The sequence below is a fragment of the Methylophilus sp. genome, assembly GCF_035460085.1.
GTDB lineage: Bacteria > Pseudomonadota > Gammaproteobacteria > Burkholderiales > Methylophilaceae > Methylophilus.
Map to the genome: position 1 here is coordinate 1 of NZ_DATHWZ010000088.1, position 23655 is coordinate 23655.

The 23655-nt window shown below is 49.3% G+C and carries 22 protein-coding genes; 16 read left to right on the plus strand and 6 right to left on the minus strand.

What is annotated here, in order from left to right; genetic code table 11:
• Positions 1-31 precede the first annotated feature (31 nt).
• The 3 genes from polA (at position 32) to VK958_RS11900 (ending at position 3494) form a co-directional block, all read left to right on the plus strand.
• Positions 32-2791, plus strand: coding sequence for a DNA polymerase I (gene polA / locus VK958_RS11890; RefSeq protein ID WP_325241596.1), 2760 nt, complete (start codon positions 32-34; stop codon positions 2789-2791).
• A 57-nt stretch (positions 2792-2848) separates the two neighbouring features.
• Complete coding sequence (locus VK958_RS11895; protein ID WP_325241598.1) at positions 2849-3067, plus strand: hypothetical protein; 219 nt, start codon at positions 2849-2851, stop codon at positions 3065-3067.
• Positions 3068-3254: 187 nt separating this feature from the next.
• Complete coding sequence (locus VK958_RS11900) at positions 3255-3494, plus strand: GlsB/YeaQ/YmgE family stress response membrane protein (RefSeq protein WP_055826995.1); 240 nt, start codon at positions 3255-3257, stop codon at positions 3492-3494.
• Between the two features lie 17 nt (positions 3495-3511).
• Here VK958_RS11900 and VK958_RS11905 read toward each other — a convergent pair whose 3' ends face one another.
• Positions 3512-3646 carry a hypothetical protein gene (locus VK958_RS11905; protein WP_325241601.1) on the minus strand — a complete coding sequence of 45 codons (135 nt, stop codon included), beginning with the start codon at positions 3644-3646 and terminating at the stop codon, positions 3512-3514.
• A 25-nt stretch (positions 3647-3671) separates the two neighbouring features.
• Between VK958_RS11905 and VK958_RS11910 the strand changes: the two genes are divergently transcribed.
• Together VK958_RS11910 and VK958_RS11915 are read left to right on the plus strand one after the other, a co-directional pair.
• Positions 3672-4415, plus strand: coding sequence for a competence/damage-inducible protein A (locus VK958_RS11910; RefSeq protein WP_325241603.1), 744 nt, complete (start codon positions 3672-3674; stop codon positions 4413-4415).
• A gap of 7 nt (positions 4416-4422) precedes the next feature.
• Entirely contained in the window at positions 4423-4692 is a 270-nt protein-coding gene (locus VK958_RS11915) for a YkgJ family cysteine cluster protein (protein WP_325241680.1), read from the plus strand.
• 10 nt (positions 4693-4702) lie between these two features.
• On the opposite strand, the gene lgt is transcribed toward VK958_RS11915, so the two are convergent.
• Complete coding sequence (lgt, locus tag VK958_RS11920) at positions 4703-5494, minus strand: prolipoprotein diacylglyceryl transferase (protein ID WP_325241605.1); 792 nt, start codon at positions 5492-5494, stop codon at positions 4703-4705.
• 52 nt (positions 5495-5546) lie between these two features.
• Complete coding sequence (locus VK958_RS11925; protein WP_325241607.1) at positions 5547-6824, minus strand: MFS transporter; 1278 nt, start codon at positions 6822-6824, stop codon at positions 5547-5549.
• A 232-nt stretch (positions 6825-7056) separates the two neighbouring features.
• Here VK958_RS11925 and VK958_RS11930 point away from each other — a divergent pair, with 232 nt between their 5' ends.
• Genes VK958_RS11930 through VK958_RS11940 form a run of 3 tightly spaced genes read left to right on the plus strand, consistent with a single transcriptional unit; the run spans position 7057 to position 8628 of the window.
• Positions 7057-8220 (plus strand): JmjC domain-containing protein, encoded by a 1164-nt coding sequence (locus VK958_RS11930; RefSeq protein WP_325241609.1) that lies wholly within the window; start codon positions 7057-7059, stop codon positions 8218-8220.
• Positions 8207-8476 (plus strand): hypothetical protein, encoded by a 270-nt coding sequence (locus VK958_RS11935; RefSeq protein ID WP_325241611.1) that lies wholly within the window; start codon positions 8207-8209, stop codon positions 8474-8476. Before VK958_RS11930 ends, VK958_RS11935 begins: the two co-directional genes overlap by 14 nt.
• Positions 8476-8628, plus strand: coding sequence for a hypothetical protein (locus tag VK958_RS11940; protein ID WP_325241613.1), 153 nt, complete (start codon positions 8476-8478; stop codon positions 8626-8628). The genes VK958_RS11935 and VK958_RS11940 overlap by 1 nt, the downstream gene beginning before the upstream one ends.
• Before the next feature lie 114 nt (positions 8629-8742).
• Here VK958_RS11940 and VK958_RS11945 read toward each other — a convergent pair whose 3' ends face one another.
• The 3 genes from VK958_RS11945 to VK958_RS11955 form a co-directional block, all read right to left on the minus strand.
• Positions 8743-10206 (minus strand): efflux transporter outer membrane subunit, encoded by a 1464-nt coding sequence (locus VK958_RS11945; RefSeq protein ID WP_325241615.1) that lies wholly within the window; start codon positions 10204-10206, stop codon positions 8743-8745.
• A complete protein-coding gene (locus VK958_RS11950; protein ID WP_325241617.1) occupies positions 10203-13337 on the minus strand; it encodes an efflux RND transporter permease subunit in 3135 nt (1044 codons plus the stop codon). The genes VK958_RS11945 and VK958_RS11950 overlap by 4 nt, the downstream gene beginning before the upstream one ends.
• Positions 13338-13430: 93 nt before the next feature.
• Complete coding sequence (locus tag VK958_RS11955) at positions 13431-14618, minus strand: efflux RND transporter periplasmic adaptor subunit (RefSeq protein ID WP_325241619.1); 1188 nt, start codon at positions 14616-14618, stop codon at positions 13431-13433.
• A gap of 168 nt (positions 14619-14786) precedes the next feature.
• Here VK958_RS11955 and VK958_RS11960 point away from each other — a divergent pair, with 168 nt between their 5' ends.
• The 8 genes from VK958_RS11960 to VK958_RS11995 all read left to right on the plus strand — a co-directional run bounded on the left by VK958_RS11960 (position 14787) and on the right by VK958_RS11995 (position 23612).
• Entirely contained in the window at positions 14787-15407 is a 621-nt protein-coding gene (locus VK958_RS11960) for a TetR family transcriptional regulator (RefSeq protein WP_325241621.1), read from the plus strand.
• Between the two features lie 89 nt (positions 15408-15496).
• The gene (dusB, locus tag VK958_RS11965; protein WP_325241623.1) at positions 15497-16528 is read left to right on the plus strand and encodes a tRNA dihydrouridine synthase DusB; all 1032 of its coding nucleotides are present in this window, start codon (positions 15497-15499) and stop codon (positions 16526-16528) included.
• Positions 16528-16764, plus strand: a complete 237-nt coding sequence (locus VK958_RS11970; protein WP_325241625.1) for a helix-turn-helix domain-containing protein — start codon at positions 16528-16530, stop codon at positions 16762-16764. Before dusB ends, VK958_RS11970 begins: the two co-directional genes overlap by 1 nt.
• Before the next feature lie 71 nt (positions 16765-16835).
• Positions 16836-18440: a bifunctional phosphoribosylaminoimidazolecarboxamide formyltransferase/IMP cyclohydrolase gene (gene purH / locus VK958_RS11975; RefSeq protein WP_325241627.1), complete on the plus strand. Its 1605-nt coding sequence runs from the start codon at positions 16836-16838 to the stop codon at positions 18438-18440.
• Between the two features lie 113 nt (positions 18441-18553).
• The gene (gene purD / locus VK958_RS11980) at positions 18554-19825 is read left to right on the plus strand and encodes a phosphoribosylamine--glycine ligase (RefSeq protein WP_325241629.1); all 1272 of its coding nucleotides are present in this window, start codon (positions 18554-18556) and stop codon (positions 19823-19825) included.
• 2 nt (positions 19826-19827) lie between these two features.
• Positions 19828-20742 carry an oxygen-dependent coproporphyrinogen oxidase gene (hemF, locus tag VK958_RS11985; protein ID WP_325241631.1) on the plus strand — a complete coding sequence of 305 codons (915 nt, stop codon included), beginning with the start codon at positions 19828-19830 and terminating at the stop codon, positions 20740-20742.
• Between the two features lie 2 nt (positions 20743-20744).
• Positions 20745-22049 (plus strand): M18 family aminopeptidase, encoded by a 1305-nt coding sequence (locus VK958_RS11990; protein WP_325241633.1) that lies wholly within the window; start codon positions 20745-20747, stop codon positions 22047-22049.
• Positions 22050-22211: 162 nt separating this feature from the next.
• Complete coding sequence (locus VK958_RS11995) at positions 22212-23612, plus strand: amino acid permease (RefSeq protein WP_325241634.1); 1401 nt, start codon at positions 22212-22214, stop codon at positions 23610-23612.
• Positions 23613-23655 lie beyond the last annotated feature (43 nt).

Genomic DNA, 23655 nt, shown 5'->3' on the forward strand with positions numbered 1-23655 from the left:
GCCGATTGAATCAAGACATGAGAATACAACAATGAAAACCCTGCTTTTGGTAGATGGCTCCAGTTACCTTTATCGCGCCTTTCACGCCATGCCGGATTTGCGCAACTCGGCCAATGAACCGGTGGGCGCGATTCAGGGCGTACTGAATATGTTGCGCCGCCTGCACAAAGATTATCCTTCTGAATACAGCGCCTGTGTGTTCGATGCCAAAGGCAAAACCTTCCGCGATGACTTATACCCTGAATACAAAGCCAATCGCGTCAGCATGCCGGATGATCTGCGCGTGCAGATTGAGCCTCTGTACGAAACCATACGCGCCATGGGCTGGCCATTAATCATTGAAGATGGCGTTGAAGCGGACGATGTGATCGGCGCCCTGGCCAAGCAGGCGGAAAAAGAAGGCATTAAAACCATCATTTCCACCGGTGACAAAGACATCACCCAGCTGGTGAATGCACATATTACCGTCGTCAACACCATGCGCGATGCCTTCCGTAAAACCGACGATGTGCTGGATATTGCAGGCGTGCAAAACAAGTTCGGTATCCCGCCAGACAAGATCATTGATTACCTGATCCTGGTGGGTGATACCTCGGACAATGTGCCCGGCGTTGAAAAAGTCGGCCCCAAAACCGCTGTGAAATGGCTGACAGAATATGGCTCACTCGACAACATCGTCGCCAATGCTGACAACATTAAAGGCGTAGTTGGCGATAACCTGCGTAAAGCGTTGCCCTGGTTGCCGACTGCACGTGAATTAATCACTATCCGCTGTGATGTAGGCGTATGCGAACATTTTGATGACCTGATTCAACAGGCGCCGGATATAGAGAAACTCCACCGCCTGTTTGACCATTTCGAGTTCCGTACCTGGAAGCGAGAACTGGATAAATTGTCTGATGGCTCAACTTCAAGCGCAACTCCTGCTTCAGCGCCACCGCCATCAGCACCAGTGGCAGTCAAAAATGATTATGTACCTGACACCCGTCGCCAGTACCAGGCCGTTTTTACGGAGGCGGAGCTGGATAACTGGTTAGCCCGCTTACAACAGGCTGAGTTAGTGTGTTTTGATACCGAGACCACTTCGCTGGACCCGCTACAAGCGAAAATTGTCGGCGTGTCATTCAGTGTCACGCCCGGCGAGGCGGCTTATGTGCCTTTAACGCATGATTACTTTGATGCACCCGCCCAATTATCATTGGATACCACCCTTGAGAAACTGAAGCCTATCCTGGAAAACCCTAACATTAAAAAAGTCGGCCAAAACCTGAAGTACGATATGCATGTCTTAGCCAATCACGGCATACAGTTGCAAGGGGTCGCTCACGATACGCTACTGCAATCGTATGTGTTCGAGAGCCACAAAGGCCACGGCATGGACGAATTGAGCGAGCGTCATCTTGGTATCACGCCTATCCCTTTCGAAGCGGTGGCAGGCAAAGGCGCCAAACAGGTAAGCTTTAACCAGGTCACTGTCGAACAGGCGACAGAATACTCAGCGGAAGATGCCGATATTACATTGCAACTGCATCGTGCACTTTATCCGCAAGTCGCTGAATCATCGAAGCTGGACTTTATCTATCAGCAAGTTGAAATGCCCAGCATGCTGGCATTACAGCGCATGGAGCGTCACGGAGTACTCATAGATAGCCATATGCTGAACCGCCAAAGTAATGAAATTGGTTTGCGCCTGATGGAAGTAGAGAAACAGGCTTACGAACTGGCAGGACAGCCGTTTAACCTGGGTAGTCCCAAACAATTACAGGAAATCCTGTTCGGAAAACTGGGCATCAAGCCATTGAAAAAAACGCCTTCCGGCGTACCTTCCACTGATGAAGATGTGCTGCAAGAACTCGCACTGGACTACCCTTTACCTAAAGTGCTTCTGGAATATCGCGGACTCGCAAAACTCAAATCCACATATACCGACAAGTTGCCCAAAATGATTAATCCTCAGACCGGGCGCGTACATACCAATTACAACCAGGCAGTGGCGATCACCGGCCGCCTGGCAAGTAGCGATCCAAATCTGCAAAATATTCCAGTACGGACTGCCGAAGGCCGTCGCATCCGTGAAGCGTTTATCGCGCCACCAGGTAGCCATATTGTATCGGCTGACTATTCACAGATTGAGTTACGCATCATGGCCCATCTCTCACAGGATGCAGGCATGCTCTCCGCGTTTGCCAATAATGAGGATATCCACCGCGCGACAGCAGCGGAAATATTCGGGGTGGAAAAAACAGCTGTGGATAATGAACAGCGCCGTTATGCCAAAGTGATCAACTTTGGCCTGATTTATGGCATGAGTGCATTCGGCCTGGCGCAAAACCTGAATATCGAACGCAGTGCAGCACAAAGCTATATCGAACGCTACTTTGCCCGCTACCCCGGTGTGCGCCATTACATGAGTGAGACACGTGAACTGGCGAAACAGCAAGGGTATGTCGAAACCATTTTTGGGAGAAGGTTGTGGGTACCTGAAATCAACAGCGCGAATGGCAATCGCCGTGCCGGTGCTGAACGTGCCGCGATCAATGCGCCTATGCAAGGCACTGCCGCTGACTTGATCAAGCTGGCTATGATTGCGGTCGACAAATGGCTTACGGAAGAAAAACTGCAAACCAAGCTGATTATGCAGGTACACGATGAACTGGTGCTGGAAGTGCCGGATGCCGAACTTGAGCTGGTCAAACAGCAATTACCGTTACTCATGCAGAGTGTCGCCACGCTGGATGTACCACTGCTGGCAGAGGTTGGCGTCGGTTGTAACTGGGAAAGTGCACATTAGGCTTTATGCATATGTTAAGGTAATGCTTCATTCAACTAAAAAATAGGGGCGTATCACATGAAATCATCTCTTGTTATCGGCATTATCCTGATTGCGCTGGGTACAGCCGGCTTATTCTATAAAGGCTTTAGCTATGAGAGTAAAGAGACTGTAGCCAAGATAGGTTCACTGGAAGCCAGCGCGGATGTGACTAAAGACGTGGAGATTCCACAAGTGTTGAGCATCATTCTGATTGTTGCCGGTGCGGCGATTGTCGTGGTCGGTTTAAAAAAATAATCCCGTTCACATCGGCAGTTTTTAGAATAACGTATTTCAGTAATTGCTTTAAACATCTGAAAGAAGGCCAAACGCTATCAGTCTTTTCTGACAGGTTTTTCCTACAAATTCTGACAGATTCCTAAGTCTGCACATATTAGTATGGCAGTTCTTGACAACGTTTGATAACAACAATGAGGGAGCGGTTATGATTTGGACTATTGTGGTAGGTATTATTGCAGGCTGGTTGGCTGGCCTGATCATGAAGGGCGACGGCTATGGCCTGATCTGGGATCTGATCCTGGGTATTGCGGGTGCGGTTGTGGGTAGCTGGCTGTTTGGTTTATTGGGTTTAAGCGCTAGCGGCGGCCTGATCGGCAGTATTATCGTTGCAACTATTGGTGCGGTGTTCTTGATTTTCCTATCGCGCGCATTGCGAAAAGCCTAACGTTTATCCGTTAGCAACTAGTGAGAAACAATGGCGATGGCTGAAAAGTCATCGCCATTTGCTTTTGTGGCTTCGGCTATGTTTTCTATCCTGATAACATTGGCCTGTATCCAATATGCATGATCCAGCACCGTCGCCTGTATAATCTTCATTTTTAGAATTCACCAATTTTCTCTCATGCAGTCCTTTGGAATTTATATTATTGGCGACGAAATTTTGTCCGGTAAACGCCAGGACGCGCACCTCAGCAAAGTGATCGCCCTACTTTCGGCACGCGGCCTGCAATTGAGCTGGGCTTATTTTATTGCCGATATTCCTGATCAAATAACCACCCATTTCAAGGCAAGCATGGCGCGTGGCGATGTAGTGTTCAGTTTTGGCGGCATAGGTGCCACCCCGGACGACCATACACGCCAATGTGCAGCAGAGGCAGCAGGTGTAACCATAGAGCGACATGCCGGCGCTGTGGCGAATATTGAAGCACAATATGGTGATGGGGCTTACCCAAAACGGGTATTGATGGCGGATTTCCCCAAAGGCTGTGATTTGATTCCTAACCCGGTGAATCGTGTGGCAGGTTTCAGTATCAACCAGCATTATTTTGTACCAGGCTTTCCGGAGATGGCGCATCCTATGATTGAATGGGTGCTGGATACCTATTACAGCCACCTGTTTCATACTCTGGATTACGTCGAACAGGCGATTGTCGTGACCGAAGCCGGTGAAAGTGACCTGATCGATTTGATGAACAGCATGCTTGCGCAATACCCTATGCTGAAATTATTCAGCCTGCCACGCACCAATCAGCGCCGAACTACCGAGGTGGGGATGAAAGGCGAAACCAGTATGGTCAAAAAGGCCATGCTGGAGCTAAAAGTTGGCGTCAGCGCCTTGGGATATCCGTGGGTGGATGTGCCATAAAGCAGCCATGAATTGCCGTCCGCAATGCGGTGCCTGTTGCATCGCCCCTTCCATCACCAGCCCAATTCCTGGTATGCCACATGGCAAACCGGCAGGCACGCCATGTATTCAGCTGGATGCAGATCACCAATGCAGATTATTTGGCAAACCAGAGCGCCCGGCATTTTGCGGAGGGCTGCAACCCAGCCTGGAAATGTGCGGCGAACCGTCACAAAGCCGCACTTATGCCATCGCCTGGCTGAATGCGCTGGAAATCGCAACACAACCAGGGGCTTGATCTCTACATCCTAAGGTTTGCGATAAGCCCAGCGCAACATAGCCAACCCGACCAGTATCATTGGTATACATAACCACTGGCCCATGCTGAGACCTAAAGATAACAGCCCCAGGAAGCTATCCGGCTCACGCGTGAATTCGACCAGGAAACGGAAACTGCCATATGCCAGCAAAAACACCGCGGATACCGCGCCTATCGGGCGTTTTTTTCCTGCAAATAGCCATAGAATCAAGAACAGGGCGATGCCTTCAAGCGCAAATTCATACAATTGCGAAGGGTGACGAGCTACCATATCCACTTGCGGGAACACCATTCCCCAATTCGACTCAGTGGGCCTTCCCCACAATTCACCATTGATAAAGTTACCCAGGCGGCCGGCGCCTAAGCCAACAGGCACCAACGGTGCGACAAAGTCCATGAGTTGTAACCAGATCACACCACGTTTACGCGCGAAGAGTGCCATCGCCACCATCACGCCGATAAAACCACCATGGAAAGACATCCCGCCTTGCCATAATGCAAAAATTTCCAGCGGATGCTGCAGGAAATACAAGGGCTGATAAAACAACACATAGCCTAATCGGCCACCAAGCACCACACCAAGTGCAATATAAAACAGCATATCGTCAGGGTCTTTGTGCTGCCAGGGGGAGTTTGGGTCAATTTTGCGCAGACGCTTCACCTGGTATTGGCCGAGCCATAACCCACCGAAGAATCCGACCAGATACATGAGGCCATACCAGTGGATGCCAAAACTGCCGATTTGCAACGCGATAGGGTTAAATCCCGGATGGATGAACATACTCAATGGCTTTGCTGTAAAAAAGCTGCATTATACCCGCTGAAACAAACCTTCAGTCATGTGGCGTATTCTGTGGCCCGATTTGCCAGACGGCCAGCGCGCTGATCGCTGCCATAGCGGACATATACAATCCCACCCATGACAAACCGCCTTGTTGCACTAAAAACTGCGCAATAGCCGGGGCAAACGAAGCGCCAAGAATACCGCCCAGTTGATAAGCTAATCCTGCGCCACTGTACCGAACGGCTACAGGAAATTGCTCGGGCAAAAAGGCCCCCATAGGCGCAAAAGTCACCCCCATCAAGAACAAGGCGACAAACAGAAACAGCGCAATCCACAGCAATTGCCCGCTGCCTATCATTGGCGCCAAAGCGAACCCTAGCAAAAGTGCCAGTAATTGACCAATGATCAATATCGGGCGCCTGCCGACACGATCAGCCCACCAGGCTGATAATGGAGTCGCTATTGCCATGCCGATGACTGCCACGCATAACATGCCAAGAAAGACAGGGCGTGAAATGTGTAATGCGTGTGTGCCATAGCTCAGGCAGAACACTGTTGCGGTATAAAACAAGTGGTAACAGACGCCCATGGCCAGGGCCCCAAGCACAATGGCCCTGGCGTGTTGCAACAGCAGTGTCTTCAATGGCCAGCGGTGCAAGTGATGTTCGGACCGGGCCTGGGTAAACGCGGGTGTTTCTGCCAGTTTGAACCGTACATACAAACCTACCAGCACCAGCACAGCGCTGATGATAAAAGGCACCCGCCAGCCCCAGCGGGTAAACTGGGTTTCCGATAACCCCAGACTCAAGGCAAGGAAAGTCAGCGTTGCCAGTAAAAAACCAATCGAAGGGCCGAGTTGAGGAAACATACCATACCAGCCCCGCTTTCCTTCCGGCGCATATTCGGTTGCCAGCAAGGCTGCACCGGCCCACTCCCCGCCTAACCCCAATCCCTGCCCAAATCGCAGCAGGCAAAGCAACACTGGCGCCCAAACGCCTAAAGTGTCATACCCAGGCAACAGCCCTATTAAAAATGTGGAACTGCCCATCACCAGCAATGAAGCCGCCAGCGTCGACTTGCGGCCCAGCCTGTCACCAAAATGACCGAATAGTAAGGCACCTAAAGGACGCGCAATAAAGGCTAATCCAAATGTGAGCAAGGCATTCAATGACTGTGTTGCAGGATCACTGGCCGGAAAAAACACCTGTCCGATCACAAGCGCGGTTGCCATGGCATAAATATAAAAATCGTAAAACTCAATGGCAGTGCCTACAAAGCTGGCGAGGGCGATACGGGTCAGCGAGGGAGTGACAGTATGTTTAGACATGTCAGCATGATAATGCAAAGCAAATTGTATTGAATAAACTTAAATTAATTCATTACTACATTAGGTAAAAGCATTCCGCAAAGCTTGCATTCAAAGCTTGCATTATTGGTTTCGCACAAGCGCTTTATTACAAATTTTTAGGTACAACACATAATTGTTATTTTTTGTTAAAAATAACAATTATGTGTTAATGTGCATTTAATTGGAGAAAAGTAATTTGGAGTTAAATCAAATGTTGCATTCACAGATCGATTTCGGAATGACTCGTCAGCAGTTCTTCGAGCAATGCTATGACAAAAACTGGTTTTTACAAAAAAACGCTTTCGAAGCTAATAGCTTCACCTGGTCCGATTTGGATGACGCTCTCTATAGCTGGCAACCACAAGAATCTGAAATTCGATTATTCAAAGATGGGCCTGTTGCTTTCGATGTATTTACCGAGTCTTATTTCGATATTAGTGAAAAACGAACCCGTATAGTTAAAGATGTGTTGTATCAATATTTGAAAGATGGTGCAACATTGGTCTTGAACAAGTTGCAACTACATAGTCCGCTCATACACGATTACAGCATGAGCGTTGCCCAATTTATCGGTGAGAAAGCCAATGTAAATGCTTACGCCGCATTCGGAGGCAATGGTTCATTTGGAAAGCATTGGGACACTCATGATGTATTTATTTTACAGTTGTCTGGCCGTAAACACTGGAAAGTCTACCAACCAACTTTTGAGCAGCCATTGGCTCATCAGAAGAGTACTAATCACAAAGCAGAATGCCCAGAAATCCCGGTACTCGATAATGTATTAGAAGCTGGTGATTTACTTTATATTCCGCGTGGCTGGTGGCATGAAGCTTTACCAATCGATGCTGTACAAACCTTTCATATAGCTGTCAGTACATATCCACCCAGAGTTATCGATTACCTGATTTGGCTTTGCGCCAAACAATTGCCAGATTATATTGAAGGACGACAATCACTCAATGCCTATAGTGATGTGCAGTCATCCCTTGATGCTGTAATCAAGACAGTAAATCAATTAGCTGCTGATAGAAATAATCTGCAGGCCTTTTATCAAGCGCATGCAGAACAGCAACGAATCCATTCACGCTTTGCGATCGCTGATCTTGCAAAAAAATACTCTGTTGATGCACAAGAAACTAGGCAAAATAAATCTCCACGCCTGAATAATTTCTTGCCAATAAAGCATTTACAGCAGCATTTAGTCGTCAACGGATTCAAACTCAACCTTGATGAACCTCACTTTAATTTTATTTCTAAGCTTAACGAGAGGCTTTATCTTAATAAAAATGCTGAAAAAGAAATTTACTCTCCCAAGCAGCAGGAGTTATTAAAGCAGCTAAGTGAGTTTGATGTAGTTGAATTTGTTAGCACGTAATTTACTTTTTTATTGTATTTTTAATCATAAGGAATTCAAAATGCGAGAGTTAACTATTACTGAGACAAACATTACCGCTGGCGCAGTTAGTCAAGATACAGCCATTGGAACAAATATGGCAATAATCGGAATTGGAGTAGCAGTAGGCCTGACGACAACTGTAGCGGTGACAGCAGCACTTCCTATTGCATTAATTGGAGTAAGTGCGGCTGTTACAGGTAGCTACATTCAAGATGTACTTGATGGAGACGAATAATGTTTTTTAAAAAAACAAATGAATCACCAGAATCCTCAGGGCTGGTGGATATTTCCGATGATAAAGTTAAGAAAGCATACTTAACTGGAATAGCGATTGGAATAGGCATAGGCATAGGTTTGCAGATGGCAATATCCGGCTTATTGCACTAGCAAGAAAAATCTACTCAACCAGGCATAGTCCTGAAAGATGTAATCGCGTTTAAAACATAAAAAAGGGAGTGCGATGTCACGCACTCCCTTTTTTATTAGACAAGAAATAAACAATTACTTTTTGTAATACTCTTCCTGTTTCACACCCTCAGGTTTCCAGCCGCCACCCAGTGCTTTGAACAAGTCTACTGTGGCTATCAGTGTATTCTGGCGGCTTTGTACCATCGCCTGTGTGGCTTCGTTATGGTTACGTTGCGCATCCAGCACTTCCAGATAGCTGGTGTACCCAGCTTGATAACGATTTTGCGCGACTGTGAGAATGTTAGCCGTGGTTTTTTCTTTAGACTGAGCGAGCGTCTCCTGCTCACGATACTGGCTGGTATTCGATAGCGCATCGCTTACTTCAGTAAATGCAGTCTGCAAGGTATTTTGGTAACTTGCCAACGTTTGTTTTTGCTGTGCCGTTGCCTGCTCTTCACGGGCTTTCAGACGTCCGCCATTGAAGATAGGCAGATTGATATCCAAGCCCAGTGACCAGACACGGGCCGGAGATTTCAGCAAATTATTCAGGGCAATACTTTCAGCACCGTACGTACCCGTCAGTGAAATGCTTGGGTAGAACGCTGCACGTGCCACGCCGATATTCGCATTTGCCGCAATCATGGCTTGCTCTGCCTGGCGCACATCCGGCCGGGCTTCCATCAATGCCGAAGGCAGACCGGTTGGCGGCGTGACAGGGCTTGGCATGGCCATCAGGTCTCCTGCTGGAATCTTCAAGCCAAGATCAGTGGTTAATAACCCCAATTGATGCTCGCTTAAAGCACGTTGCCTTTTCAGTTCCAGTGCTTGCGTTCGCAGTGTAGTTACGACCAACTCTGCCTGGTGGGCATCCAGGATAGTAGCCACGCCACCTTCAACACGGCGGTTTGCCAGATCAAAACTATCTTGTGCCGTTTTCAGGTTTTGTTCGTTTACGCGTAACTGCGCATCCAGACTGCGTATCATGAGGTAATTATTGGTAACGAGGCTGGAAAGAGACCAGGTCACCGCCTCTTTCGCATAGCGCGTAGCTAGAAGCTGCGCGCGTGCAGCTTCATTCGCCCGGCGTAGCTTGCCCCAGAAATCCAGCTCATAACTACCGTTCAAACCAACCTTATAGGTTTTACGAGGGTTATCGCCAAACACCGGGAAAATCCCGGATTCGGTCACCCGGTTACGGATTCCTGAACCTGTCGCAGTCACGGTAGGCAACAAGCTGGCACCACTTTCACGCGCAAATGCATCTGCTTCTTCGATACGTGCGACAGCGGATTGCAGGTTGTTGTTTTTTGCCAGCGCAGTATCCACCAACTGATTCAGCTTGCTGTCATTAAACAATGTCCACCATTGTTGCAAGGCCAGTTGCTGCTCTTGAGTTAATTGGCCAGCTTCACCACTGGTATATTGCGCAGGCACTACCGGCTCTGGCCGTGAATAAAATGGTCCAATCACCTGGCAACCTGCCAATGACATGGTCACCAATCCTAACAGCAACGACTGCTGCAACGGTTTTAAAGTCAATTTCATTGTCGGTTTCATACCGATTCCTCTTCTTCAACATGACCGTGGTGACGCACTTTTTTCTCATTGGTCAACCAGGTAAAGAACAACGGGATAAAGATGGTAGCAATAAAGGTCGCAATCAGCATACCGCCAAATACACCGGTACCCATGGATTGACGCGCAGCCGCACCCGCACCGGTCGCAAACACCAATGGCAGGATACCTAACATAAACGCCATTGAAGTCATCACGATCGGCCGGAAACGTAAACGTGCAGCTTCCAGTGCAGCTTCAGCCAATGGCATACCTTCTTCCATTTTCTGCGAGGCGAACTCCACGATCAGGATCGCGTTTTTCGCCGCCAGCCCGATCAGCGTAATCAGGCCGATCTGGAAGTAAATGTCGTTATTCATGCCACGTGTCAACACAGCAATCAACGCCCCTGTCATCGCAAACGGAATCGCCATAATCACTGCTAATGGCAAGGCCCAGGTTTCAAACTGCGCAGCCAGAATCAGGAACACCATGATGGTCGCAAACCCGAAAGCAACCAGTGCGGCAGAACCGGTACGGTTTTCCTGGTAAGCCTGACCAGTCCAGGCGATCTGGTAGCCGTCCGGCAAGTTTTCTCTCGCAATCTTCTCCACCAGCTTGATGGCATCGCCAGAGCTTACGCCCGGAGCACCGCTACCAAACACTTTAGCGGAAAGCAGACCGTTGTAACGCTCAAGTTGTTCAGCACCGACGATATTGCTGACTTTAGCTAAAGCAGACATAGGCACCATATTGCCGTTCGGACTTTCTTCCGTCGGCTGGCTGCGTACATAGACTTTACCCAAGTCTTCAGGTTGCATACGGTATTCTGCTTCGGCTTGCAACTGCACGCGATAAGTACGGCCACTACGGTTAAAGTCGTTAACGTAGAGTGAACCCATGGTACTTTGCAACGTAGCGTAAATATCCGCAATCTTCACATTCTGTGACAGGGCTTTAGCTTCATCCACCTCAATAAACAACTGAGGGACAGTCGGGCGGAAGAAACTGTTGATACCAGTCAATTTCGGATCAGCGCGCATCGCATCCATAAAGTTATTCATGACTTGCGACAGCTTGATCGCATCAGTATCGCCATGCGCTTGTACATACACCTCAAAACCACCGGCAGAACCCAGGCCGCGAATCGCAGGCGGGTTTACCGCAAACCCCATACCATCAGGCTGGCTCATACCGATACCAATCAGCTTGCCAACCATCTGGTCAGCATTGGTGGTCCGTTTGTCCCAGTCTGTCATACGCACAAACATGGTACCGGCATTGGTTTTATTCGCGCCGGTTAGTATTTCAAATCCGTTCACCGCAAACTCATGCGCAGTGGCCGGGTCTTTGGCGACAGCCGCGCGAATGTTTTCAACAGTTTGCGAAGTACGCTTCAAGGTAGCCCCATCCGGCATCACCACAACACTGATCACATAGCCCTGATCTTCTGGTGGTACGAAACCACCAGGAACAGCGCGGAACAGGAAAATCATCACGATCACCATACCGCCAAACACAATTGCACCAATAATCTTGTGATGCAGAGTCAGGTTCACGGTGTCGGTATACAAGTGAGTTAAACGGCCGAAACCACGGTTGAACGCCCTGAAGAAACCATTTTCATGGTGACTGTTTTTCAGGATCATGGCGCACAGGGCCGGCGTCAGCGTTAACGCCACAACCCCTGAAATCACCACTGAAATCGCTACCGTTACCGCAAACTGGCGATATAACTCGCCAGCGATACCGCCCTGGAAAGCCACCGGCACGAACACCGCGCAAAGCACCAACACGATCGCCACCACCGCTGCCTGCACCTGTGCGATCGATTTGATTGCTGCCTGCAACGGATTGAGATTTTCTTCTTTCATCAACCGCTCGGTATTTTCCAGGACCACAATCGCATCATCCACCACAATACCGATCGCCAAAATCATGGCAAACATGGTTAACAGATTGATGGAGAATCCGAACAGGTATAATCCGGCAAAGGTACCGATGATAGAAATAGGCACTGCAATCATCGGAATCAGCGTCGCGCGCCAGCTTTGCAGGAACAAGAACACCACCAGTACTACCAGGATCAGCGCCTCACCAAAGGTGTGGAATACTTCTTCAATGGTCGCTTTCACGAAGTCGCTGGTATCGTATGGAATGTTGTAATCCATGCCCTCAGGGAACTTGGCTTTCAACTCATTGACTTTGGCCTTGATCGCTTCGGCAGTTTCCAGCGCATTCGCACCGCTTTGCAAGAAGATAGGCAGCGCAACGCCTGGTTGCCCATTCAATGCAGAAGCCACGTTGTATGTTTGTGCGCCTAACTCGATACGTGCCACATCCTTCAGGCGCAGCACACCATTCGGGCCTTGCGCACGGATAATAATGTTACCGAACTCTTCCGGCTCGATTAAGCGACCTTTGGCGGTCACCGTAAATGACAGTTGCTGGCTGGGGATCGCTGGTTCTGCACCAATCTTACCTGCGGCATACTGCGCATTCTGCGCATTGATCGCGGCTTGAATATCACTTGTAGAAACACCCAATTGTGCCATCCTGTCAGGACGCAACCAGATACGCATGGAGTAATCCTGGCCACCAAAAATAGTGACATCACCCACACCTTTAATGCGCTTGAATTCATCTAATACGTTCAATGTGGCGTAGTTACTCAAGAACAAGCGGTCATGTTCTTTTTTGCTAGAAATCAACATCACTACCAGCAAAATATCGTTGGAACGTTTTTGCACAACAACACCAGTACGCCGCACATCTTCCGGCAGACGTGGCAACGCAATATTCACCCGGTTACTGACGTTAAATGTCGCCTGGTTGACATCGGTACCGATATCAAAAGTGGCCGTGATGGTCAAAGTACCGCTGCTATCGGAGCTTGAGTTAAAGTAAAGCAGGTTTTCTACGCCGCTCAACTGCTCTTCAATCGGTGCCGCTACTGTTTTAGACAGTGTCTCGGCACTTGCGCCAGGATAACTGGCGGTAATCAGCACGGTTGGCGGCGCAATTTGCGGATATTGCGCAATCGGCAATTTAAATGCCGCTGCCAACCCTGCCAACACGATGATGATAGACAGCACGCTGGCAAAAATCGGGCGTGTGATAAAAAATCGGGTCATATCGTTTTTCCTGAAATCGGCCTGAATACTTGATACTCAGGCCGTTGATAACATGGTATTTGGTACAAAAAACGTAAGTAAATACCTAAAGTCTTAGTGTTTCTCTGGCACTGCCGGCTTTTCCTGGCCTGGTGCAGGCGCAGCTTCTGGTGCATGCGGTGCAACCGGCGCACCTGGGCGCACTTTGATCAGATTATCAAGAATCACCTGATCTCCAGCTTTCAAGCCACTAAGCACACTCCAACGATCACCAAACCAAGCACCAACCGTAATCGGCCGCGCAGCAGCAGCGGTCTTGCCTTCTTTATCCTTTTCAGCCACAAACACAAACTTGCCTTGCTGACCGGTTAATACAGCAGTCTGCGGGATCAGGAATACACCATCCCGTTTACCGGTTGTCAAACGCACACGTACAAACTGGCCTGGTAACAAAATGCTGTCAGGATTCTGGAATTCTGCACGCAACTGTTGGGTACCGAGTGCCGGGTCAATCTGGCTGGCTGAGAAGTTAATTTTTCCTGACAGTGGATATTCCGTGTCGTCACCAAGGATCAAACGTACATCCTGTACTTTACCTGGACGCAAATGACCACCGAGGCTTAGCAGGTCAGACTCTGACAAACTGAAACGTACCCAGATCGGGGACACTTGCACAATCGTACTCAGCAAAGTGGTATTGGCACTTGCCAGCGCACCTTCAGAGAGTACAAAGCGACCGGCAATACCGCTTTCCGGTGCTTTTACATGGGTATAAGACAGATTCAATTCAGCTTCACGCAACTGCGCCTGATACTGCATCATCGTGGCAGTGGCGACTGAATTATCAGAAGTCGCGTTATCGAATTCACGCTGGCTGATGGATTTAGTTTCCAGCAAGCCTTTCAGCCGTTGCGCTTCACGTGATGTCTGTTCAATCCTGGCTTTTTGCTGCGCAATCATGGCTCTTGCCTGGTCCACTTGTAACTGGAACGGCATCGGGTCGATCAGAAACATATCCTGGCCAGCCTTCACTGCCTCACCTTCCTGATACAAACGTTTAAGCACAATACCGCCAACGCGCGGACGCACTTCAATTTGTTTGGCGCCTTCTGTCTGCGCCACCACTTCCGTCTGGATCGGCACTGTTTCAGGCGCCACTGACTGTACGGTGACCGGCATAGCCTGCATGGCGCCAGCAGCAGGCCCCTGTTCGTTAGAAGACTTTCCGCAAGCACTTAATACAACACCCAAAGCCAATAAAACTAACGCACGATGAGGTTGGATACTCTGTGAAATCAACATGTTATCCCTTAATAATTTTCAAAATAAACTTGATTACATACATTCTTGGATGTATATTATATACAAACAAGAATGTATGTAAATGGGTGACGCAAAAAATTCATATTTACACATGCCTTATTCTGCAGCCAAACAGCAATTATTTATATTATGGAGTGATGCTTAAGCATGGTACGTAAAACCAAAGAAGACGCCGCGATAACCCGGCAGCGCATTATCAATTCGGCGCGTGAGGTATTCCTGCAAAAAGGAGTTAGCCGCACTAGCCTTGAGCATATTGCTTCTGACGCTGGCGTAACCCGTGGTGCCGTTTACTGGCACTTTGCCAATAAGGCAGAGTTATTTCACGCCATGCGTGAAGAGGTTTACTTGCCTCTGATTGACCGCATGGATGATACTTTACTAGGCAGCGACGGCAACCAGGACCCTTTGGGCCGCATCCGCAAACACCTGGAAGACACCATTCAAATGCTCAATGAGGATCAAACCGCCCGTGAGACATATGAAGTCATGATGACCAAGTGTGAATACGTAGACGAATTCGCTGACGTATTGAAATCCATTTTAAGCAATTGCAGTGGATTAATCCACAAAATAGAACAAGCCTACGCTAAAGCACAAGAACTAGGCCAGGTAGGCACGCAATTGACTGCCGCAGAACTGGCGCTCGATACCCACCTGTTTTTCTCCGGCCTGCTGCACATGTGGGTCAAGGATACTGAAGGGTCACTATTCCGCGATAACGCTTTCCAACTCATAGACACACATATCAAACTGCGTAAAAAATAAGCAAATTTGTCGTAAACAATTCCCTACCTCCCGATTTGCAGTTAAAATAGTCAGTCTTTTCACTGACTTACCAGAACCTACTGATTCTCATGCAAATCGGACCCCACCACTTAAAGAATAATCTGGTTGTCGCGCCCATGGCTGGCGTCACCGACAGGCCTTTCCGCATGTTATGCAAAAAAATGGGTGCCGGCCTAGCCGTGTCTGAAATGGTCACCTCCAATTCTTTGCTATACGGCAGTGAAAAAACCAAACGCCGCGCCAACCATGAAGGCGAAGTCAGCCCGATCTCGGTACAGATTGCCGGTGCCGAGCCAGCCATGATGGCTGAAGCAGCCAGACATAATGTCGACAACGGCGCGCAGATTATCGATATCAACATGGGCTGTCCGGCCAAAAAAATCTGTAACGTCATGGCCGGTTCTGCCCTGCTCAGAGACGAACCGCTGGTATCGCAAATCCTTAAAGCCGTTGTCAATGCCGTGGATGTGCCAGTGACCTTAAAAATACGCACCGGCTGGGACAGGCAAAATAAAAACGCCATCATGATCGCCAGAATGGCTGAAGATATTGGAGTGCAAGCGCTGACTATCCACGGCCGCACCCGTAACGACCTTTACCATGGTGATGCGGAATACGACACCATCGCTGCCGTCAAGCAGGCCATCAATATCCCCCTGATTGCCAATGGCGATATCACCACCCCTGAAAAAGCCAAATTTGTCCTCGATTACACCAAGGCAGATGCGGTGATGATTGGCCGTGCCGCACAAGGCCGCCCATGGATCTTCCGTGAGACCGAGCATTTCCTGAACACGGGTGAGCATATGTTGCCGCCGACGGTGGATGAAATTCACCAGGTCATGCTGGAGCACTTACATGATTTGTATGTCTTTTATGGTGAACTCACCGGCATGCGTGTCGCACGCAAACATATTTCCTGGTATACCAAGGGCCTGGCCGGTTCTGCCGCTTTCCGCCATAACATGAACACCCTGCAAACCATTGATCTGCAACTAAATGCCATCAATGACTTTTTTGCTGAATTACGAGCCAAAAACGACAGACTGGTATACGCAGAAGATAACGAACAAGAAAGCGACCAGGAGCTGGCAGCCTAATGCAAACCGATAGTAAATTAAGTCTCGCCGTCCGCGAGTCACTGGATGAATACTTCACCCATCTTGATGGCCAACCGCCACATGCCATTTATAACATGGTGTTGGGTTGCGTTGAAAAACCCATGCTGGAATATGTATTGAACAAGGTTGGCGGCAACCAAAGCAAAGCCGCTGATATGCTGGACATCAACCGCAATACCCTAAGAAAAAAAATGGCCACCTACGGCCTTGAGTGAAAACTCCTTATCCGGCTTAACCATTAAGCCAACCAAAATTTATAATCAAGCAACTTCTCACATTAAATACCATGACAATTAAACGCGCGCTTATCAGTGTCTCCGATAAAACCGGTGTGCTCGAACTGGCAAAATCCCTGCAGCAGCTGGGTGTAGAACTACTTTCAACGGGCGGAACCGCCAAACTTTTCCGTGACCACCAGATTCCGGTCAAAGAGGTCAGCGACTTCACCGGCTTTCCGGAAATGCTGGATGGCCGCGTAAAAACGTTGCATCCGAAAGTGCACGGCGGTTTGCTAGGCCGTCGCAACCTGCCGGAACATGTTGCCGCCATGCAAGCATATGGCATCGAGAATATCGACCTGCTGGTAGTTAACCTGTATCCCTTTGAAGCAACGGTCGCCAAGGCCGACTGTACGCTGGAAGATGCAATTGAGAATATCGATATCGGTGGCCCGGCCATGGTGCGCTCTGCCGCCAAAAACTGGAACGACGTGGCGGTGCTGACCGATGCCGCACAATATGCGGAAGTCACTGCCGAGTTGAAAGCCAATAACGGCGCCGTGTCTAAAGCCACACGTTTCAAATTATCGGTAGCTGCATTTAACCGCATCGCACAATATGATGCTGCAATCAGCAACTACCTGTCAGCGATTGATTTTGTTGAAACAGAATCTGCCGGTAAACCAGTTTTAAGCCAGTTCCCGAATCAGATGAACAGCAATTTCATTAAAGTGCAGGACTTGCGCTATGGTGAAAACAGCCATCAGCAAGCCGCGTTCTACCGTGACCTCTACCCAGCTCCTGGCAGCTTGGCCACCGCCCAGCAATTACAGGGCAAAGAATTAAGTTATAACAACATCGCTGATGCCGATGCAGCCTGGGAAGCCGTGAAATCATTCAGCGCCACTGCCTGTGTGATCGTGAAGCACGCTAACCCGTGCGGTGTGGCATTGGGCATCAACCCGCTGGAAGCCTACAGCAAAGCATTAAAAACTGATCCCACCTCCGCGTTTGGCGGCATTATTGCGTTCAATACCACTCTGGATGGCGCAGCCGCCGAAGCCGTATCTAAACAGTTTGTTGAAGTGTTGATTGCGCCAGACTTTACGCCAGAAGCCTTGGCTATTTTTAGCGCCAAAGCCAATGTACGAGTGTTGAAAATTGCATTACCTGAAGGTGGCAACAACGCCTGGGAGCAAGGCCGCAATGCGGTGGATTCTAAGCGTGTTGGTTCAGGCATTCTGCTGCAATCAGCAGATAACCACGAACTGCAACTGCCGGATATCAAAGTCGTCACCAAATTGCAGCCTACACCACAGCAATTACAAGATTTGCTGTTTGCCTGGAATGTGGCGAAATACGTGAAATCCAATGCCATCGTATTTTGTGGAAATGGCATGACCCTGGGCGTAGGTGCAGGCCAAATGAGCCGCGTAGACAGTACAAAAATTGCAGCGATTAAAGCGCAAAATGCTGGCCTAAGCTTGCAAAACTCGGTCGTCGCCTCCGACGCCTTCTTCCCGTTCCGTGATGGCGTCGATGTATTAGCCGATGCTGGCGCCAGCTGCGTAATTCACCCTGGTGGCAGCATGCGCGATGAAGAAGTGATCGCAGCTGCGGATGAACGTGGCCTGGCGATGGTGGTCACTGGCATTCGTCATTTTAGACATTAATCAATTCGCCACAGAGGACACAGGGATCACAGAGAAAAGCAAAAAGATGCTTTAGAACTTGAAGTTCTCTGTGTGCCTTGTGCCCTGTGGTTATAACTTTGTGGGTAGTGAATATGAAAATTTTAGTGATTGGTTCTGGCGGTCGTGAACACGCCCTGGCCTGGAAAGTTTCCCAGAATAAACAAGTCAGCCGTGTGTTTGTCGCGCCTGGCAATGCGGGCACAGCCACCAATCCAGCGATGACTAACGTGCCGATTACCAAGATTGATGAATTGGTGAAATTTGCGCAAGATGAACAAATCGCCCTCACCATCGTAGGTCCAGAAGCGCCATTATCACAAGGCGTGGTTGATGCCTTCCGTGCCGCAAACCTGAAAATATTTGGACCGACCAAAGCCGCGGCGCAACTGGAAAGCTCAAAAGACTTTGCCAAAGCGTTCATGTACCGTCACAACATCCCGACCGCAAAATATCAAACCTTTAGTGATGTCACTGAAGCACATAAATATATCGATGCTAACGGCGCTCCTATAGTGATTAAAGCCGATGGCCTGGCCGCAGGCAAAGGCGTGGTGGTGGCAATGACATTGGAAGAAGCACACGCAGCAGTGGATGCCATGCTCTCCGACAACAAACTGGGCGATGCCGGTGCCCGCGTCGTGATTGAAGAGTTCCTGCAAGGTGAAGAAGCCAGCTTTATGGTGATGGTCGATGGTAAAAACATCCTGCCACTCGCCACCAGCCAGGACCACAAACGTCTGCTGGATGCTGACCAGGGGCCAAATACAGGTGGCATGGGCGCTTACTCGCCAGCGCCGGTAGTGACACCTGAAGTCCATGCCAGAGCTATGCGTGAAGTGATTATTCCAACCGTTGAAGGCATGGCGAAAGATGGCATTCCTTACACTGGTTTCCTGTATGCGGGATTGATGATTTCACCAAAAGGTGAAGTCAAAACACTGGAGTTTAATTGCCGCATGGGCGACCCGGAAACGCAGCCGATCATGATGCGTTTAAAATCTGACCTGGTAGCGCTGGCTGCACATGCTGCTGATGGCACGTTAGATCAAACTAGCGCCGAATGGGATAGCCGTTTTGCGCTGGGCGTGGTGATGGCGAGTGCCCACTATCCGGAAACACCCAAGCTTGGTGATGAAATCACTGGCTTACCGGTGGATGTAAAAGATGGCCACGTGTTCCATGCCGGCACTACATTAAAAGATGGCAAAGTGCTCACTAGCGGTGGCCGTGTATTGTGTGTCACAGCATTGGGTGAGTCAGTGAAATCAGCCCAGCAATCAGCCTATAAAATACTTGAATCCATCCAATTTGAAGGCGCACAACATCGTAAAGATATTGGCTACCGCGCCATTAAAGCTGACTAAACATGACAGATCACATCCAACCTAAAGCCGTTTATGATTTTCTGCAAGGTTTGCAGGCACGCATTGTCGAGGCGGTTGAGTTGGTGGATGGCAAAAACTTTTTGCAGGATAGCTGGCAACGTCCGGAAGGTGGCGGCGGTAATTCCTGCCTGCTGGAAAACGGCAATGTATTCGAACGCGCCGGGGTTGGTTTCTCGCATGTGTTAGGCAATAAGCTACCACCCGCCGCCAGCGTTGCACATCCGGAAGCAGCCGGCAGACCCTGGGAAGCCATGGGTGTCTCGCTCGTATTCCATCCGCATAACCCTTACATCCCGACCGTACACATGAATGTGCGCTTTTTTGTCGCCAAAGCACAGCAGGAAGGCGAGCAGGATATCTGGTGGTTTGGCGGCGGCATGGACCTTACGCCTTATTATGGCGACGAAGAAGACTGCATCCATTTTCATCGTGTGAACAAAGAGGCGCTGGCTCCGTTTGGTGCTGATTATTACACCAGGTTCAAACAAGCCTGCGATGAGTACTTTTTCCTCAAGCATCGCAAAGAACCACGCGGCGTGGGTGGTGTATTCTTTGATGATTTCAGTGAGCTGGGTTTTGAGAAGAGTTTTGCCTTGCAACGTGCGGTTGGCGACGCATTCTTACAGGCTTACCTGCCTATCGTTCAACGTCGTAAACATCAAACGTATGGCGAGCGGGAACGTGATTTCCAGGCCTACCGTCGTGGTCGCTATGTTGAATTCAACCTGATTTTTGACCGCGGTACGATTTTCGGCTTGCAGTCCAATGGCCGCACTGAATCCATCCTGCTTTCAATGCCTCCCATCGTCAAATGGCGCTACGACTGGAAGCCGGAAACAGGTAGTGCGGAAGATAAACTTTACACTGATTTTTTGATTGAGAAAGACTGGGTTTAAGTATGCAAGTATCAATAGAAGCCAGACAACGCGCACGAGCCCTGCTGGACTTCATTGATGCCAGCCCGAGTCCTTGGCATGCAGTCACCCAGTTGGAACAGGCTCTCATTGCGCAAGGTTTTAACCAGCTGAATGAAAGTGATGCCTGGCAGTTTACTCAAGGCGGAAAATATTATGTTGTGCGTGACGGCGGTTCAATTATTGCGTTTGTGCTGGGTCAGGCGCCTATCGCAGAACAAGGGTTCCGCATCGTTGGCGCCCACACCGACTCACCAGGCCTGCGCTTAAAACCCAAAGCTGCCTATAGTGCTGAAGGTATCGCGCAGCTCGGTGTTGAAGTCTATGGCGGGCCCATTTTAGCCACATTTACTGACCGTGACCTTAGCCTGGCTGGGCGCGTGATTGTTAAAACAGTCAGGGGCTTTACCTCGCACCTGATTAAACTGGATCAGCCTATCGCCCGCTTGCCAAATCTTGCGATCCATATGAACCGCGAGGTGAATGAAAAAGGCCTGGCCCTTAACAAACAAACTGGCTTGCCGTTGATTTTCGGGCATGCCGCCAACAGCGAAGCCGCCAAACAATTACTTTCTGACACGTTGGCTAATAGCTTGCAAGTAAGCGCCGCTGATATCTTAAGCTGGGATCTGGCGTTTTATGACACCCAATGTGGCAGTTTCTGGGGTGTAGAACAAGAATTTATCGCCAATAGCCAGTTGGATAACCTGGCCTCCTGCCATGCAGCTCTGGAAGCAATGATTGGCACCGAAAAACCGCAGGCGACCATTATCTGTGCATTATTTGACCATGAAGAGGTCGGCTCTGAAAGTGCAACCGGGGCGGGTGGCAGCTTTTTACTGGATGTGATGGAGCGAATCTGCCACTCGCGCGACCTGACCCACGAAGACAAGCTGCGTAGTTATTCACAAAGCTTTTTCATCAGTGCTGATATGGCGCATGCCTTTCACCCGAATCACGCAGGCAGTTATGAACCTTGTCATCACGTACAGATAAATCAGGGGCCGGTGATTAAAACCAATGCCAACCAGCGTTATAGCACTAACGCGGCTACCGCTGCGCGCTTTATCCAGCTGTGCGAACGGGCTGGTGTGCCTTACCAGCAATATGCGCACCGCACCGATCTGGGTTGTGGCAGCACCATAGGCCCGATCATAGCTGCTCAACTTGGCATCGCCACGGTTGATGTCGGCAATCCGATGTGGGCTATGCACAGCATACGGGAGAGCGCCGGGGTGCTGGATCATGGCTATATGATCGCGACATTAAAACAGCATTTCGCCAGCTAACAATCCGTTAACTCATCATCCGCAAAACAGTTTCCAAGCTGCGGCCAAGTGACTTTAACAACCACTTCGGCTGCTGTCTTCGAATAATTCACCATGCCTTTCTCATCAGCATTGACGCTGGTATAACGATTGCTTTACCCTTGTAGCTCAAGGGGATCAGCAATGTTCAAACAACTATTACGTAAAAAACCAATTCAACCACATGCGCATACGGGCCTCAGAAAATGTCTGACCGCATTTGACTTGGCATTACTCGGCATTGGCGGCGCAATAGGCACTGGTATATTCGTGCTGACAGGCATTGCCGCAGCGACTCAATCCGGGCCCGCGGTTGTGCTGTCATTTATTATTGCCGGAATTGCAGCAGGCTTTGCTGCACTCGCGTATGCTGAACTTTCTTCCTCAATTGGCGGCTCGGGCAGCGCCTATGGTTATAGCTATGTCGCCTTTGGAGAATTTGCCGCCTGGATGATGGGCTGGATGCTGTTGCTGGAGTATGGTGTCGGCGCAGCAGCCGTTGCCAATGGCTGGGCCGGCTATTTCGTTAATACCGTCACCAATCTTGGTTTTCATATCCCCGAGCATCTGACTAAAGCGCCAGTGCTCGGCGGCACTATCAACCTTCCGGCATTCGCGATTATCTGGATTTTAACTTTGCTGTTAATGACCGGTGTCAAAGAGAGTGCGCGGGCCAACAACATCATGGTGATCATCAAGCTTTCCACCATCGTGACCTTTATCGTGCTGTCGGTCGGTCATATCAATACCGATAATTGGCATCCTTTCATGCCATTCGGCTGGTTCGAAACGCTGGATACTGGCAAAAATATCGGTGTGTTTGCAGGTGCATCCCTGGTCTTTTTCGCCTATTTTGGTTTTGATGCGGTATCTACGGCCGCCGAAGAATGCAAGAACCCTCAGCGGGATCTACCTATCGGCCTGATTGCTTCGCTATTGTTTTGCACCATCATCTACATCATTGTTTCGGGTACATTAACCGGCGTGGTGCCTTATGCAGAATTAAACACCTCGTCACCTGTCGCTTATGCATTAACCAAGCTGGGATATCACTGGTCCTCAACCTTGGTTGCCACTGGCGTGATCGCCGGTTTAATTACGGTTCTACTGGTATTGTTATATGGCCTGACGCGCATTCTCTTTGCCATGAGCCGCGATGGCCTGATTTCCCCGATTTTTTCGGAAGTGAATCCAGATCGCCAGACGCCGAGTAAAATCATTCTGATGTGCGGCTTTGTGGTCTCTATCGTGGCTGGTTTTATTCCATTGGGCGAACTGGCAGAAACAGTCAATATCGGCACCTTGGCGAGCTTTATCATGGTATGTATCGGTGTAATACGTTTGCGGATGACGCACCCTGAACTTGCGCGTCCGTTTAAAAATCCATTTAATCCATTGATCCCAATTGCCGGTGTGATTGCCTGTGGCGCATTAATGTCATTTTTGCCTGCAGAGACCTGGCATCGATTTATCACCTGGGCAGTCGTGGGTGCCATTTTCTATTTCGTATATTCGATTCGTCATAGCAAGCTGGCACCTAGGTAAATCTGGCATCAAAGTCGAAATAACAATACATTGCGTAAAAAAC